16 protein-coding genes and 1 pseudogene are annotated in these 13,615 nt (G+C 42.8%); 6 read left to right on the forward strand and 11 right to left on the reverse strand.

The features are described from left to right. The first annotated feature begins 98 nt into the window (after positions 1 to 98). Complete coding sequence (locus tag OSCI_RS23780; RefSeq protein WP_007357737.1) at positions 99 to 800, forward strand: CsgG/HfaB family protein; 702 nt, start codon at positions 99 to 101, stop codon at positions 798 to 800. Between the two features lie 178 nt (positions 801 to 978). Here the strand turns inward: OSCI_RS23780 and OSCI_RS23785 are convergent, their stop codons facing one another. Further along, positions 979 to 3,240, reverse strand: a complete 2,262-nt coding sequence (locus OSCI_RS23785) for a PP2C family protein-serine/threonine phosphatase (protein ID WP_007357738.1) — start codon at positions 3,238 to 3,240, stop codon at positions 979 to 981. Between the two features lie 267 nt (positions 3,241 to 3,507). On the opposite strand from OSCI_RS23785, the gene OSCI_RS23790 reads away from it, so the two are divergent. After that, on the forward strand, positions 3,508 to 3,900 hold the full coding sequence (locus OSCI_RS23790) for a hypothetical protein (RefSeq protein ID WP_007357739.1): 393 nt from the start codon (positions 3,508 to 3,510) through the stop codon (positions 3,898 to 3,900). Between the two features lie 5 nt (positions 3,901 to 3,905). Here the strand turns inward: OSCI_RS23790 and OSCI_RS23795 are convergent, their stop codons facing one another. The 7 genes and pseudogenes from OSCI_RS23795 to OSCI_RS23820 form a co-directional block, all read right to left on the reverse strand. Continuing rightward, complete coding sequence (locus tag OSCI_RS23795; RefSeq protein ID WP_007357740.1) at positions 3,906 to 4,250, reverse strand: NAD(P)H-quinone oxidoreductase subunit M; 345 nt, start codon at positions 4,248 to 4,250, stop codon at positions 3,906 to 3,908. Positions 4,251 to 4,796: 546 nt separating this feature from the next. Then, entirely contained in the window at positions 4,797 to 5,384 is a 588-nt protein-coding gene (locus OSCI_RS23800) for a pentapeptide repeat-containing protein (RefSeq protein ID WP_007357741.1), read from the reverse strand. 58 nt (positions 5,385 to 5,442) lie between these two features. Next, a pseudogene (locus OSCI_RS32515) lies at positions 5,443 to 5,592 on the reverse strand (hypothetical protein); the annotation flags it as partial. Between the two features lie 67 nt (positions 5,593 to 5,659). After that, positions 5,660 to 6,040 carry a hypothetical protein gene (locus OSCI_RS23805; protein WP_007357742.1) on the reverse strand — a complete coding sequence of 127 codons (381 nt, stop codon included), beginning with the start codon at positions 6,038 to 6,040 and terminating at the stop codon, positions 5,660 to 5,662. After that, positions 6,030 to 6,227, reverse strand: coding sequence for a TerD family protein (locus OSCI_RS23810; protein ID WP_007357743.1), 198 nt, complete (start codon positions 6,225 to 6,227; stop codon positions 6,030 to 6,032). The genes OSCI_RS23805 and OSCI_RS23810 overlap by 11 nt, the downstream gene beginning before the upstream one ends. A gap of 45 nt (positions 6,228 to 6,272) precedes the next feature. Continuing rightward, positions 6,273 to 6,848, reverse strand: coding sequence for a TerD family protein (locus OSCI_RS23815; RefSeq protein WP_007357744.1), 576 nt, complete (start codon positions 6,846 to 6,848; stop codon positions 6,273 to 6,275). Between the two features lie 207 nt (positions 6,849 to 7,055). Beyond that, a complete protein-coding gene (locus tag OSCI_RS23820) occupies positions 7,056 to 7,859 on the reverse strand; it encodes a radical SAM protein (protein ID WP_007357745.1) in 804 nt (267 codons plus the stop codon). Between the two features lie 55 nt (positions 7,860 to 7,914). Between OSCI_RS23820 and OSCI_RS23825 the strand changes: the two genes are divergently transcribed. The 4 genes from OSCI_RS23825 (at position 7,915) to darG (ending at position 12,287) form a co-directional block, all read left to right on the forward strand. Beyond that, the gene (locus OSCI_RS23825; RefSeq protein ID WP_007357746.1) at positions 7,915 to 8,694 is read left to right on the forward strand and encodes an ion transporter; all 780 of its coding nucleotides are present in this window, start codon (positions 7,915 to 7,917) and stop codon (positions 8,692 to 8,694) included. 288 nt (positions 8,695 to 8,982) lie between these two features. Then, positions 8,983 to 10,377, forward strand: coding sequence for a tRNA uridine-5-carboxymethylaminomethyl(34) synthesis GTPase MnmE (mnmE, locus tag OSCI_RS23830; protein ID WP_007357747.1), 1,395 nt, complete (start codon positions 8,983 to 8,985; stop codon positions 10,375 to 10,377). Positions 10,378 to 10,524: 147 nt separating this feature from the next. Continuing rightward, positions 10,525 to 11,160, forward strand: a complete 636-nt coding sequence (gene darT / locus OSCI_RS23835) for a type II toxin-antitoxin system toxin DNA ADP-ribosyl transferase DarT (RefSeq protein ID WP_007357748.1) — start codon at positions 10,525 to 10,527, stop codon at positions 11,158 to 11,160. 77 nt (positions 11,161 to 11,237) lie between these two features. After that, the gene (darG, locus tag OSCI_RS23840; protein WP_007357749.1) at positions 11,238 to 12,287 is read left to right on the forward strand and encodes a type II toxin-antitoxin system antitoxin DNA ADP-ribosyl glycohydrolase DarG; all 1,050 of its coding nucleotides are present in this window, start codon (positions 11,238 to 11,240) and stop codon (positions 12,285 to 12,287) included. Positions 12,288 to 12,335: 48 nt separating this feature from the next. Here darG and OSCI_RS23845 read toward each other — a convergent pair whose 3' ends face one another. The 3 genes from OSCI_RS23845 to OSCI_RS23855 form a co-directional block, all read right to left on the reverse strand. Further along, positions 12,336 to 12,692, reverse strand: coding sequence for a hypothetical protein (locus OSCI_RS23845; protein WP_007357750.1), 357 nt, complete (start codon positions 12,690 to 12,692; stop codon positions 12,336 to 12,338). A 24-nt stretch (positions 12,693 to 12,716) separates the two neighbouring features. Continuing rightward, entirely contained in the window at positions 12,717 to 13,118 is a 402-nt protein-coding gene (locus tag OSCI_RS23850; protein ID WP_007357751.1) for a hypothetical protein, read from the reverse strand. Between the two features lie 91 nt (positions 13,119 to 13,209). After that, positions 13,210 to 13,575: a response regulator transcription factor gene (locus OSCI_RS23855; RefSeq protein WP_007357752.1), complete on the reverse strand. Its 366-nt coding sequence runs from the start codon at positions 13,573 to 13,575 to the stop codon at positions 13,210 to 13,212. Between the last annotated feature and the right edge of the window lie 40 nt (positions 13,576 to 13,615).

A 13,615-nucleotide genomic window follows, 5' to 3' on the forward strand; every position in this document is an offset into this window, starting at 1 on the left:
GAGAGTTTTTACTAACCTTTTATCAAAATTAACCTGACATCTGGCTAGCGGGTGAATTATTCTGGAAGCTAGTCAAGTTCACTTCGAGGAGAAAATAGATGAAAGTTACCTGGATGACTCGTTTAATGCGAATTTCCCTAGCAGCTCTACTATTCACCGCTGCATCTCTACCAGCCACACTCGCACCCGCCGCCAGCGAACCAGCACAGAGACAAGCTCAAGCCGGTCAGAAAAAGCGCCTCGTAGTCATGGACTTTGAGTATGGCACCAGCAATAGCTATTACAGCTCTTACAGAGGCGTAGGAGCAGCCAAAGGCATTAGCGAAATGCTGATTAACGAACTTGTCAACAATGGCACTTACACCGTAGTCGATCGCAGCAAACTAGAGCAAGTTCTCAGACAGAAAAACAGGGTAGCATCAGTCGATGCAGCTACAGCAGCAGAAATCGGTAAGGAACTAGGTGTAGATGCGGTACTAATCGGTACTATTACTCGATTTAACGTCGATAAGCAGTCAGGAGGTGGCGGCGGTTTTATGGGAATAGGCGGGAGTTCTTCTAAAACCAAAGCCAATGTCCAGATTGACGCGCGGCTGATTAGCACTACTACTGGCGACATCCTGGCTACTGCTAAAGGCATAGGAGAAGCAGATCAAAGCGAAAGTAGCGTTTCTGTAAGAGGTATTAGCGGTAACTCTTCTAGTGGTAGTAACGAGGACGATCTTTTGAGTACCGCAGTTCAAAAAGCAGTAGCACAAATGGTAATTAAATTGTCTGAAGTTTCTACTAAAATTCCTTAAGGATTAAGTAGAAGATAGAAGGCAGAAGAGAACACAGTTAACAGTTAATATTTAACTTAGGACTTAGGCTCATGGTTCCAGAAACCGGGTTTTTGAGAGCATCTGTTGGTAAAAATGCAGTATTTTCCTAAAAAACCCGGTTCCTTTGGTTGGGTGCGTAAGTCTTGATAACTGTTAACTAATTACATTTTTGCACTAAGTTAGGGTCAAGATTGGGGTCAATCTTATTAAAGATTGCCTCTTCTTCTTTAATCCATCCTGTTTCTCCCGGTTTTAGTTTCGAGGCTTCAGGTTCAAAAGTTGCTTTGATTGTCGGGGAAGCCGTAGGAGTGGCTGCTGAGGGAGAGGGTTTGCTCTGATTTTTAGTAACTTTTGCTAAATCTTTAGGAGTATTCAGCTTAATTTGACTTGAGTTAACTTGGTCAGGAAGAGAACAAACTTTTACCTCCAGCCAAGTTCCCTGTTCATTAAATTCTGTGTTGATAACTTCCAAAATACTGCCCGGTGGAACTGTACCTTTAACCTCAGATTGATCTAATTCGGTACTCAAAATTAAGCGCTCGTTCTTAATTCCCGGATCTGGTTTAAATTCAATCACATCTCCAGCTTTAAATAAGGAGACAACAGCAGTAGGAACTGGAGTTGCAGGGGATGGGCTAACAGGATCTATAATAGGATTCTCAGCAGAACTTCCCTGAAACCAACGATTGGTAACTTCACTAAAATCTGGGTTAAAAAAGTAAGCTAAAGGCAGTCCCCCCAATACTAAGAGCAATAAAATACCTAGTAAATAAGGTAGTGGGCTTTGATTTTTAGGACGGGGGAAAAACTGGGTTTTTAAGGACGAATTGCCTCCGGCATTTTGGATGCTAAAGTTGGGGACGGCATCATCATCTTCATCCGGGACATAAACGGGAACGTCCAAGGGGGCGATGGATAATTCTGTTAGGGTACTGCCCTCTTCTTTTGGTCTTACTTGACAGTAGATCAGAGCGATCGTGACATTATCGTGCCCATTTCTGGTATTAGCTATTTCAATTAATCGGTCTTTGACCTTGGCGACATTAGTAGTGCCATCTAGAATGGGGAGAATTTCATTTTCCCAGCATTCATCAATCCGCTCTTTATCGCTTAAACCGTCCGAACATAGTAGAAAAATGCAGTCTTCGTCTACAGGAAAGCGCTGTACTGTGGGGTGGAGAGTTGCTGAGGAGGTGATGCCTAAAGCTTGGACGAGGGCTCCGGCGGCTACTTGTTGTAAGGCATCTCGATAAAGAGCGTAACCGAGCCGGACTTCGCGGCAGGCGACATCATCATCTAGAGTAACTTGGCGGCAACTGCTGCGGGTAATCCAGTAGGCTCTGCTATCTCCGACGTGGGCGATGTAGAGTTCGTGGGCGTGGGCTAGACCCATGACAACGGTGGTGCCCATGCGCTGGCGGAGTTGTCGGTGTTCGCTGTCGTTGCGCCCGGAGATGGCATCATTAGCGGCGCAGGCAGAGCGTTCTAATTTAGCGGTTAGGGATTGGGGGTCGCAATTGGCGGGGTGCAGCAGCATAAGCTGTACGCGATCGCGAAGTGTGGTAACGGCAAGTTCGGAGGCGACTTCCCCTCCGTCTTGTCCGCCAATACCGTCGCAGACGATCGCGCAGGCTTCTGAGCCGGGAGATACTTTGATGGCTGTACCATTGGGGGGGTAGCAAGCGTCTTCGTTGTGGGAGCGGGTGGGGCCGGTGTCCGTGCCGGTGGCGATGTAAATTGTCCGCTCGAGCGATCGCCCGCATAAGGCTAGGGCTTTATCTAACTGACCGATTAGTTGTTCGGCTGTTCGCACTTGACCGGCGGTCATTTGCTGGCACAGTTGTCGTAAAAAACTGGCGATCGTGGGGTGGGCGCTTCCCACCCATTGCTGCCATAATTGGCCCAACTGAGAAAAGTTGGGGGCTTTTTGATCGGGCTGTAATTCTAATAACCGTAGTAAGGGCCCTTCTACTCGCAGCAGTTGGGGGGTGACTAGGGTAGTAGCGACTGCTTGAGAGCTGCACGGTTGCCAGAGTTGAGCGATTTGCCATAGCCAAGACAATTGGCGCATGGCTGTGGCGTTTTTCCAGGCGATCGCTAATTCTGGCATTAAGCCTTCGCCGGTGGTCGATAGCGGGCCATTTTCTAATAGCCAGATGTCGCTGCCGAGTTTGGTAGTCGTGCGGGGGATTACGCCGTACACTTCGGGTACGTGGAGGCGATGGGGAAATAGCCTCAGATAGGGTGTGATAAAGCCCGGAATGTCTTCGGGCATTTCGGGATATTGTTCGGATTGAGTATCGAGCAGAATTCGGTCGCCCTTGAATAGGTAGCGACCAGCTATCAGCTCTCCAGGCCGACAGGCTTTTATCCCTTCACCGATAGCCCACAAGTAATGTTTTGGCACAGCGTACTGCATAGGGGTTCCTCACGCCTCTCAGCCTAGTGCTGATCTGAACTATTTTAGCCAATTCTGGTCTTTTAATTCCTTGCTATCTCTATTTTGGCGATCGCGCTGTCGATCTGGCAGAAGGAATCAGGAAGAGCGATAATTTGGGAGCGCATCTAGAGAATATACGGCAATGATATGATTTAAGGGGGAAAGCGACACGGAGAATCATTACTCTCCGAGCAGGGATTGAAACAAAACTCAATAAAACGAAACAGGCATTGACAAAGGTAGATTATGCCCATTCCCGATTCGAGCCCCTCACCAAAAAAGTCACCCGATCCCAAATTTCTCCCCAGTCTAGAGGTCGATGAGTTGCTGGCTACGCTTGAGCATTCTCATGGTTTGTATTACAAAATGATGAATCTTGAGGTTTGGGCGATCGTCGAAACTCTCGATCAGTTTTTCCCTGGTTCTTGGGGGCACTTTATGACTAACCGTAAAGTGGCGATGAAGCAGTTTTTGCAGCGCCAGCAAGCTAAAAATGCTGAGGGAAAAGAGGAAGGGAGTAGCGATTTGAGCGATTTAAGCGAGGGGGAGGAAGGTTTAGCGGATGCGATCGATAACTTTGTTCCCCCGCCCTTAGATGAAGACGGGGGGGCGACATCTTCTATTCCTTTTCCTTCTTAAATTTGCTAGACGCTAATCTGAGAGTCAACTTGGGGGAGCCCCATACTGTAGTTGAGGACGCGGCTATTAAGGTTGTAGCTGATTTGGCCTTGCTGAAGAAGCGATCGCACGAGGTGTTCTAACTCTGAACCAATGCGGCGGAGGTTATATTCTGTTAAGTCTTCGCCGTTATAACTTTCTACGAGCTCGTCAAATTTGCGGTAAACCTGGTTGAGGGTTTCAGTAGTCCAGTTTAGCTCGTTATCTGGATCGATATCGATAGTCAGAGAGTCTTGGCTGGGTACGAATTCGTTGTTTTCGAGGGTGGCGGTGTAGATGCGGATATGCCGGGTGGTGGATTTGAGCAGCATGGTTCTCGGAGTAAAGAAAGCTTCAGAGTTTATAATAGCTGAGAATTGCGATCGGAGGACAAGGTGGAAGGTAAAAGATTTATTCACTCGCTGCGACTGCAAAATTTCCTTTCTTATGGTAATGAGGGGGAAATAAATGGTAAAGGAGATTCGGATTTATATCGAAGGCTGTGGGGATAGTAAGAATACAAAAGGATTGCTTCGACAAGGATTTAGCAGTTTTTTTAACCCAATAGGACTTACGCTTATGGCTTCAGAAACCGGGTTTTTGAGAGAATCTGTGGATAAGGGCGAAGTATTTTCGTAAAAAACCCGGTTTCTTTGGTTGGGTGCGTAAGTTCTACCCAATTAAAGAGATTGTACCCAGTAAAAAAATTGTTAGAATCAAGCTTGAAAGATATTATTTGCGAAATATTTCTTAACATGAGAGCGATCGCCAAGAGGCATCTGTTTGGTCATAAATAAGTTATTCTCTATAGAACCTATTTGACATCTAAGAGGCCAGCCTCTTAATCATCAGCCTAATAAAACAAAGATTAACTTTGTTCATTCTTCCTCACCTGTCGATTCTTCTTTAGCAAATTCACCCCATCTAACATCCTGTAGAATTGCGCCATCGAAAACTTTACCCTCAAGTTTAGCTCCCAGCAAGAGCGCACCTGTTAAATCAGCTCCAGAGAAGTTAGCTTCCACTAAGTTGCTACCAGTTAAAACTACACGCATGAGTTGGGCATTAGAAAGATTGGCTTTAGTCAGATTAATGCTCATCATAAAACAACCTTCAAAATCTGCTCCTGCTAGGTTAGCATCTGATAAGTTAGTATCGGAGAGATCCGCTCCCCGAAAATCACATAACTCCAGATTAGCACCTCTTAAGTCAGCAAAATACAACCTCACTTCTTTAAAATCCGCGCCAGCGAAGTTGATGCCAGCAAGGGGAGCACCTCTCAAATCCCAGTCGGCTTCTTCAATGTAAGGCAACTCCGAGAGAAAGTGTGCCCAAGGCTGTCTCGACTGCAACGCTGTAATTACATTGGCAAGCATAGCTTGGCATTTTTCAGATTGCCATCTACTTGTCACTTTTATTCTATGTTCTTCTATTTCCTCATATATATCTTTGGTTTCCTTGGACATAAATTCCTCCTTTTACTAAGACTATTTACTAAATGAGCGGGTGACGGACTGATAAATTCTAGGGATTGCGTCCAATACTTATTAAAAAACTTTTTAATTTACTCAATTCGTCTTGAACCTGTTTATATCTTTTGTTTAAAACCTCATTTACTCTAGAAGTTATGTCAGGAGGTTGGTTTCGGATTTTCCTTTCAAGTTGTTGGCGGACATTTTGTAGGCCTCAATAAGCGTATTCGAGTTCTCCAATATGGTTAAAAGGAGTTCCACGATCCGCTCTAAATATCAAAACTTTTCGTAAGGCGAGCTTGTAACTGTTTACGATAATCATCTAAGCTGTTGGAGCGACATGACATAGGATGAACTTCTATCATTCCTCTCCAAGAGTTTATTCCTTGGTCGTCCAGTAACATCTGAGGTTTAGGCAAGAATGCCTCAAAGATGTCTAAGATTCCAAGCTCCCTTGCAGTATTCTTGGCATACTCGGCTCCGCCCGAACTCCAGCAATAGAGTTTAGCCCCCTCTTTTTTAAGTTCTTTGATATGTTCTATCGTCGCAGTGATTGGTATTCTTTTACTGCCATAACTGCGGACTAATGTGTCATCTATATCAACATAAATATAAAATTGTTGCGGTTTGGGTGAGTTGCTACTTTGCATTGTAAAATAAAAAGTATTTTTCCTCTGGGATTCTACCATTTGCCGCTAACATGAAGACGGAGGCATCAATATCATAGTTTTGTCCTGTTTGATTCACTTGCCAACCCAAAGCGATCGCAACTTTATTGAAATCAGGAACTTCTTTAGAAAGGTTAAATCTGTCGCCCTTAGTTAATTCATAAGTCATTTTTTCTCTCCTGCAATGATTGATAGTTTTGATTTTTCTCAGTGTTTACTTTTCCACATAATACTTTTCAACAAAACTCCGCAATCCTGATTTATATCCTTGTCCTACGGCCTGAAACCTCCAGTCTCCACTCTTTTTATATAAGCGTCCAAATTCTAAGGCTGTCTCGACTGTAAAATTCTCTTTTAATTCGTAGCGAGTTAATTCAACTTTTGTCTGACTATCATAGAGACTGATAAAAGCATTAGAAATTTTGCTAAAGTTCATACCTACTGACTCGGCATCGTGGATAGTAACAATGAGTACAATCTGTTCAATCGCCGCATCCATTTTGGATAAATCAACTCCGTAAAGGGTATTGATGTATCCTTTTCTAGGTGAATAGTTATCGGTGGCTGATTGTCTCACAGAACCGTCAAGAGATTTAGTATTATTGTAAAATACTAAATAGTCTTCGTGAGGGATTCTGCCATCTGTTCCTAGCATAAATGCTGAAGCGTCAATTTCACAGTTCTTACCTGCTAGATTGGCTTGCCAACCCAAGGCGATCGCTAATTTTTTCAAATTCGGCACTTCTTGAGAAAGATTGAATCTGCCACCTTTAATTAATTGTACGGTCATGGGCTTTTGTTCCTTCCTACGATTTAAGAAAGCTGCTATTTTTGCTAAACGGTTAGTAGTGCTATTGCCTTTACAGAGTTGGGTTGCGTTTTTCAACTCAACTTTAATGATATCTTTAAATGAGACGTAACATCTGTAGGACTTACGCAAAACTATTCGTAACGCCGCCTTCTAGGCGGTAAAGAAACCGCCTAGAAGGCGGCGTTACTAAAGTGTGTGCGGGGCAAAACGCACGGGGATATTAGTTTCTTGTTGAATCTGAGTTGCGATCGCTTCTAATTCGCTATAACTGATACATTTAAGAATTTGCACGGGGTAAGGACGATCCTCAGCAGTGTGATTTCCTCTCCCATCTAATTGCCGAGTTAAAGGTTTTGGTCGGGTGGGCGTATTGAGTTGAATTTCCGCAGGCGCTAAGGATTTCATTAAACGGATATATTCTGTTTTCGTAGCTGCATCCCAGGGTGATAAAACCATTGTTTGAATACCGAACTCTCCATTATATTGTTGCCGAAATTGTTGCAAACCGGTCTGAATACTTTGTAAGTCAATTCCTGGGACGGGACGATTGATGCGCTGGAGGCGATCGCTACTAACTGCATCTAATTTTACCGATACTTTGTCGGCTAAAGCTAGTTCGGAACGCACTTGTGGGTCAGTCAGTAAGGTTCCATTCGTCAATACTGCGATCGCGCGGTGGGTGCATTTTTTGACAGATGCAATAATTTCGCCTAAATTCAAAGCTTGCGTCGGTTCCCCACTACCGCTGAGGGTGATGCTATCTACATCCCAAGGCGCGAAGGATTGTAAATCTTCTAAGATTTGGTTGGTAGGGATAAAAATGGCGCGATCGCTGATTTTAACTTCTATCTCTCCCAGTTGACAGTAAACGCAGTTAAAGGAACAGGTAGAAACTTGGCCGATGGGGTCAATACCTAGCGATCGCCCGTATCGCCAAGACTTGACTGGGCCGTAAACTGAGGAAAATTTAGATGTTGTAGTTGATGACATAGCTGTTATCCAATTGGAATTTTAAAATATAAAGACTTTTTCAATTATACCACTTATGTTAACTCGCCAACAGATTGCTTTTTATCTCGAAGATGTTGAAACTCCCGCTGGGAGGGCTGTTAGTTTAATTATTACGGGGCTAATTCTGCTATCTTCAGCCATTTTTGTAGCGGAAACTTACCCTCTTTCTGAACCAGTTAGGATTGAACTTGAAGCTCTTGATATTGCTATTTTAATCATTTTTGCTTTTGAGTATTTAGTCCGTTTTTGGTGTGCGGATGAAAAGTTAAAGTTTGTTTTTAAATTTTTCTCTTTAATTGACTTACTGGCTATTTTACCATTTTTTCTAGGTATAGTCAATATCAGCTTTCTCCGTATCTTTCGGTGGTTTCGGATTTTGCGGCTTCTCCGATTTTTTGAATTCAAAATTTCTATCTTCCGCATCAGCAGCGACGACGGGGTAATTTTTGCCAGGATTTTATTTACGCTGTTTACGATTATCTTTGTGTACTCTGGTTTGATTTATCAAGTTGAACATCCCGTTAATGCTGAGAAGTTTAATACTTTCTTGGATGCGGTTTATTTTTCAGTGGTGACAATGACAACTGTGGGATTTGGGGATGTTACTCCGATTTCGGAGACAGGAAGATTCTTAACTGTTTTGATGATTTTGAACGGTATTGCTCTCATTCCTTGGCAATTGGGAGATTTAATTAAGCAATTTGTGAAAACTGCTAATCAGGTAGAAACTGTGTGTAATGGTTGTGGATTGTCCGTACATGATAAGGATGCTAGATTTTGTAAGAATTGTGGGACTAAGTTGGATAAGGGCTAATTGCTAATTGCTAATTGCTAATTGCTAATTGCTAATTGCTAATTGCTAATTGCTAATTGTAATTGAAAAATGTTATCATATTAAGTAATCGGACATAAATAAACGCTATAAACTGTAAGGTGGGCGCTCGCCTCAACCATCTTCTACTATGAGTTACAGGCTTGAGGCGGCGAGCGCCCACCCTACGTTTAATTATGTACGACTACTTAAATCTGGTGGTATAAACATAATTACAGAACAGTTAACAGTTAACAGTTAACAGTTAACAGTTAACAATTGAGAGTAAAGATGTCGGAGATATTAACAACAGGTCAGACGATCGCGGCGATCGCGACAGCAATTGTGCCACAACAGGGTAGTGTGGGTATTGTCCGGGTTTCTGGTGACGAGGCGATCGCGATCGCGCACACCCTGTTTCACGCGCCAGGAAATCAAATTTGGGAATCTCACCGCATTCTCTACGGCTACATCCGTCACCCCCAGTCTCAGCAATTGGTCGATGAAGCCCTATTGTTAATTATGAAGGCTCCGCGCTCTTATACCCGCGAAGATGTGGTCGAATTCCACTGTCACGGGGGAATTATGGCCGTACAACAGGTTTTGCAGTTGTGTTTGGAGTCGGGGGCGAGGTTGGCGCAAGCGGGAGAGTTTACGCTGCGGGCGTTTTTGAATGGGCGACTGGATTTGAGTCAGGCGGAAAGCGTGGCGGATTTGGTGGGGGCGCGATCGCCTGCTGCGGCTCAGGCTGCTTTAGCTGGTTTACAAGGGAAATTGGCTACACCCATCCGCGAGTTGAGGGCGACTTGTCTGGATGTGTTGGCGGAAATTGAGGCGCGGATTGATTTTGAGGAAGATTTACCGCCGCTGGATGAGGGTGCGATCGCGTTACAAATTCAGCATATTTTGGCAGAATTGTCAAGGATTTTGGCGACGGCTGACTCTGGGGAATTGCTGCGATCTGGTTTAAAAGTGGCGATCGTGGGGCGGCCAAATGTGGGTAAGTCGAGTTTGCTGAATGCTTGGAGTCGGTGCGATCGCGCCATTGTAACTGACTTACCAGGGACAACGCGGGATGTCGTGGAATCGCAGTTAGTGGTGGGTGGAATCCCGATACAGGTGTTGGATACGGCGGGAATTAGGGAGACAGAGGATCGGGTTGAGAAAATTGGGGTAGCGCGATCGCGTCAGGCGGCTGAGTCTGCCGATTTAGTGTTGTTAGCGATCGATGCCGCAGCGGGCTGGACAGAGGGCGATCGGGAAATTTACCAACAGGTAAAACATCGCCCGGTAATTTTGATCGTTAATAAAGTTGATTTAGTCTCGGAAAAAGACTTAGAAATACTTCAATCAAAAATCGAAAATCCCCAAGCAAAAGTTCTAGCCGCAGCCGCTTATAATCAGGGAATCGAAGATTTAGAACAAGCAATTTTAACTGCTGTTAATGCGGGAGATTTACAAGCTGGAAATTTAGACTTAGCGATTAATCAAAGGCAAGCAGCAGCGTTAACTAGGGCAAAAATTTCTCTGGAACAATGCGCGGATACAATTAACAACCAATTACCCTTGGATTTTTGGACAATAGATTTGCGGGGGGCGATTCAAGCTTTGGGAGAAATCACCGGAGAAGGAGTGACAGAATCAGTTTTAGATCGGATTTTTAGTAGATTTTGCATTGGTAAATAGATTGATTAAGTTTACATCTTAGTCCGCGCAGGCGGACTTTGTTTGTGTAGCCGCGATTTCAATCGCCGCGATATTTTAGTTTTCTCGTATACCATTTTCCCTAAATTCTAATTGTGTTAGGATTAGGCAAAATAAATTAGAATTGCCATGCCAACATTTATCTATCATATTACCCATATCAATAATCTGGAATCCATTGTTAAAGCCGGTGGATTATTAGCTTGCAACGCTATGTATGAAGCCAACGCCGAGTACACTAATATTGCCTACGATGGTATCCAAGATCGCCGTGCCAGAACTTCCGTACCTTGCAGTGTAGGTGGAGTATTACATGATTATGTTCCATTCTATTTTGCCCCCCGTTCCCCCATGCTCTGTGCTATTAACAACAAGGGAAAAGTAAAAGGCTATAGCGAAGGTCAAACTCCTATAATTTACCTAGTTTCTGAAGTAGAAAAAATTGCCGATAGTAATTTACATTTTGCCTTTACAGATGGTCATGCAGTTATGACTTTTACCGATTTTTTTGATAACCTAGAATATCTGGATGAGGCTATTGATTGGGAAGTTATGGAATCCCGATATTGGTTTGATACTGATGAAGATAATGATAGAAAACGCAAGCGTCAAGCTGAGTTTTTAGTTTACAAATTCTTCCCTTGGCAGTTAGTAACAGAAATCGGAGTTAAAAACTACCAAATTAAGACAGAAGTAGATAAAATCTTAGAAAAGAATACCACACATCAGCCACCAGTCAAGACTCGCACAGCTTGGTATTATTAAATAGTAAAGATATATATCATTTACAATTCCAGATTCACCCAATTTGTTATTCTTGAATAAGATAAACAGCAAATATTATGATAGAACTCACGCAAGGCAACCTCTTAGACGCAGATGCAGAAGCCCTCGTTAATACGGTTAATTGTGTTGGCATTATGGGCAAAGGAATTGCTTTACAATTTAAACAAGCATTTCCCGAAAACTTCCGCCAATACGCACAAGCTTGCCGTAGTAGTAAAGTGCAGCCAGGACAAATGTTTATAGTCTCTACTGGCAACTTATTTAATCCGCGTTACATTATTAATTTCCCGACAAAACGCCATTGGAAAGGCAATTCACGGATAGAAGATATAGAGATTGGACTTAAAGCACTGATCGCAGAAATTAAGCGATTAAATATTAAGTCTATTGCTATTCCGCCCTTGGGTTGTGGAAACGGTGGTTTATCTTGGACACAGGTAAAACCCTTAATTGAATCAGCTTTTATTTACTTGCCAAATGTAAAAGTTTTGCTGTTTGCACCACAGAATACTCCTGAAGTTGATAGAATGCGGGTAGCTACAGAAAACCCCAAAATGACTCGCGCCCGTGCCTTGTATATTCGCTTGCTAGAATTATATCGGCTTCCTGGTTATCGGTTAACAATGCTAGAAATTCAAAAATTAGCATATTTTCTTCAAGTTGCAGGAGAATCGCTAAAGTTGCAATATACGAGGGACAAATACGGCCCTTATGCTAATAATCTCCATCATGTCTTTCAAACATTAGAAGGACATTATATCAGAGGTTATGGAGATCGAAGCCAAGAGGCGCAAGTTTATGTATTACCAGAAGGGAAAAAAGCGGCAGAAACCTTTTTAGAAAATAACCCTGATGCTAATGCTAGATTAGAGCGTGTTAGTAGGTTAATTGAAGGCTTTGAAACTCCTTATGGCATGGAATTATTAGCAACAGTTCACTGGGTTACTCAGGAAGATCAGGAAGCAGTAGAAGATGTGGAGAAAGCGATCTCTCTTGTAAAAGAATGGAGTATTCGTAAGCGCGATCTCTTTAAACCTCAACATATCCGCAAAGCATGGCAGCGTCTTCGTGAGGAAAACTGGTTATTTCATATCAAGTTCGATTAAATAGTTGAGGATTGAGAACACAAGTATTTAATTAGGTAAAACCACTTATTACATGGATCGAGAAACTAAAAGTTCTATCTCACTAGGATGAGTAAAAAGTTTTTGTAGGCGATCGCTGAAATAATAAACCTCATATTCAGGTGCGAGTTCCTTTTGCAATTGTAACCACAAATTCACACCTTCTCGGTCAAAAGCTTCAGCTTCCTCTGGACTAGAAAAATCAGAATCAGGCGGATAATCCTGATTTAAAGTTGCATCGTATGCTTTCACCCATTTGGATAGCCGATTAATTGTATCTTGACTTATTGGTAGCGTTATAGGATCTATATCGCCAATATTATCTGCATCTTCACCCCACAAAGGATCGCAGCCATAATCAGCCATTAACCTAATTTTTTTAACCATAATTACCTTACCTCCTTTTAATTGTTATCTAAGTCTACTTCTGGGGTTCGCACCGACAATATATCCGTTATCAGATACCGTTATAGCCATATACTTAAATTCCCCCTTAAAAACAAATTTATAAATTTGCCTGGGTGTCTCACTCAGTTTTCCTTGAGTACCCACAACTTCCCCTTCTATTATGGCAGTCATCACGGCATCAGGAATTTCATCAATATCAATCCCTATCTCAGCAAACTGAGCAGCTTTACTCAAAATGTGTTGCATTCCAGATTTAATATTTCCTAATTCCAAAAAAACGATTTTGCCATCAGATCTCTTAGCAATTCTAACGATATTTTCAGGTGTGTGTTTGATACCTGCTTGAGTGAGTTCGGCAATGAGAGCTGCTTTTTCAGAATCAGCAGTATTGGCTGGATTTGTCAATTGGTTTGTAAAGTATTGATGGGCGTTCTAGAATAGAAATAATTATATTCCAGATTGCGCCAGCGAATGAAATTTACGTCAAATTCACCCCCTACGATCGCAAAAATTGTTTCACAGTTCCTACAAGTTCTCGCGGCCCGAAAGGTTTAGCAATGTAAGCATCTGCTCCTTGTTTAATACCCCAATAACGATCGAACTCTTCCCCCTTAACCGAGCAAAATACTATGGGTATATTCTGCGTTAGAGGATTATTTTTGAGTCGGCGGCAAACCTCAAATCCATTCATTCCCGGCATCACAATGTCTAAAATTATTAAATCTGGGCAATTTACCTCTATTTTCTCGATTGCCTCAACTCCATCGCTTGCCTCAATCACATTGATGCCGCTACCTTTGAGAAGGTTTGAGATCATCTCCCGATGCGAGTGTTGATCGTCTACAACTATAACTGTCTTCATAAAATTTTAAATCGATAACCCTGTTAAAAATCTAAGAGAG

This window comes from Kamptonema sp. PCC 6506 (genome assembly GCF_000180455.1).
GTDB classification, from domain to species: Bacteria; Cyanobacteriota; Cyanobacteriia; order Cyanobacteriales; family Microcoleaceae; genus Kamptonema; species Kamptonema formosum.

Bases quoted from the DNA above. Each gene is read 5' to 3' on its own strand.
- OSCI_RS23780 (WP_007357737.1), top strand. From the start codon at position 99: ATGAAAGTTACCTGGATGACTCGTTTAATGCGAATTTCCCTAGCAGCT.
- OSCI_RS23785 (WP_007357738.1), bottom strand. From the start codon at position 3,240: ATGCAGTACGCTGTGCCAAAACATTACTTGTGGGCTATCGGTGAAGGG.
- OSCI_RS23790 (WP_007357739.1), top strand. From the start codon at position 3,508: ATGCCCATTCCCGATTCGAGCCCCTCACCAAAAAAGTCACCCGATCCC.
- OSCI_RS23795 (WP_007357740.1), bottom strand. From the start codon at position 4,250: ATGCTGCTCAAATCCACCACCCGGCATATCCGCATCTACACCGCCACC.
- OSCI_RS23800 (WP_007357741.1), bottom strand. From the start codon at position 5,384: ATGTCCAAGGAAACCAAAGATATATATGAGGAAATAGAAGAACATAGA.
- OSCI_RS23805 (WP_007357742.1), bottom strand. From the start codon at position 6,040: ATGCAAAGTAGCAACTCACCCAAACCGCAACAATTTTATATTTATGTT.
- OSCI_RS23810 (WP_007357743.1), bottom strand. From the start codon at position 6,227: ATGACTTATGAATTAACTAAGGGCGACAGATTTAACCTTTCTAAAGAA.
- OSCI_RS23815 (WP_007357744.1), bottom strand. From the start codon at position 6,848: ATGACCGTACAATTAATTAAAGGTGGCAGATTCAATCTTTCTCAAGAA.
- OSCI_RS23820 (WP_007357745.1), bottom strand. From the start codon at position 7,859: ATGTCATCAACTACAACATCTAAATTTTCCTCAGTTTACGGCCCAGTC.
- OSCI_RS23825 (WP_007357746.1), top strand. From the start codon at position 7,915: ATGTTAACTCGCCAACAGATTGCTTTTTATCTCGAAGATGTTGAAACT.
- mnmE (WP_007357747.1), top strand. From the start codon at position 8,983: ATGTCGGAGATATTAACAACAGGTCAGACGATCGCGGCGATCGCGACA.
- darT (WP_007357748.1), top strand. From the start codon at position 10,525: ATGCCAACATTTATCTATCATATTACCCATATCAATAATCTGGAATCC.
- darG (WP_007357749.1), top strand. From the start codon at position 11,238: ATGATAGAACTCACGCAAGGCAACCTCTTAGACGCAGATGCAGAAGCC.
- OSCI_RS23845 (WP_007357750.1), bottom strand. From the start codon at position 12,692: ATGGTTAAAAAAATTAGGTTAATGGCTGATTATGGCTGCGATCCTTTG.
- OSCI_RS23855 (WP_007357752.1), bottom strand. From the start codon at position 13,575: ATGAAGACAGTTATAGTTGTAGACGATCAACACTCGCATCGGGAGATG.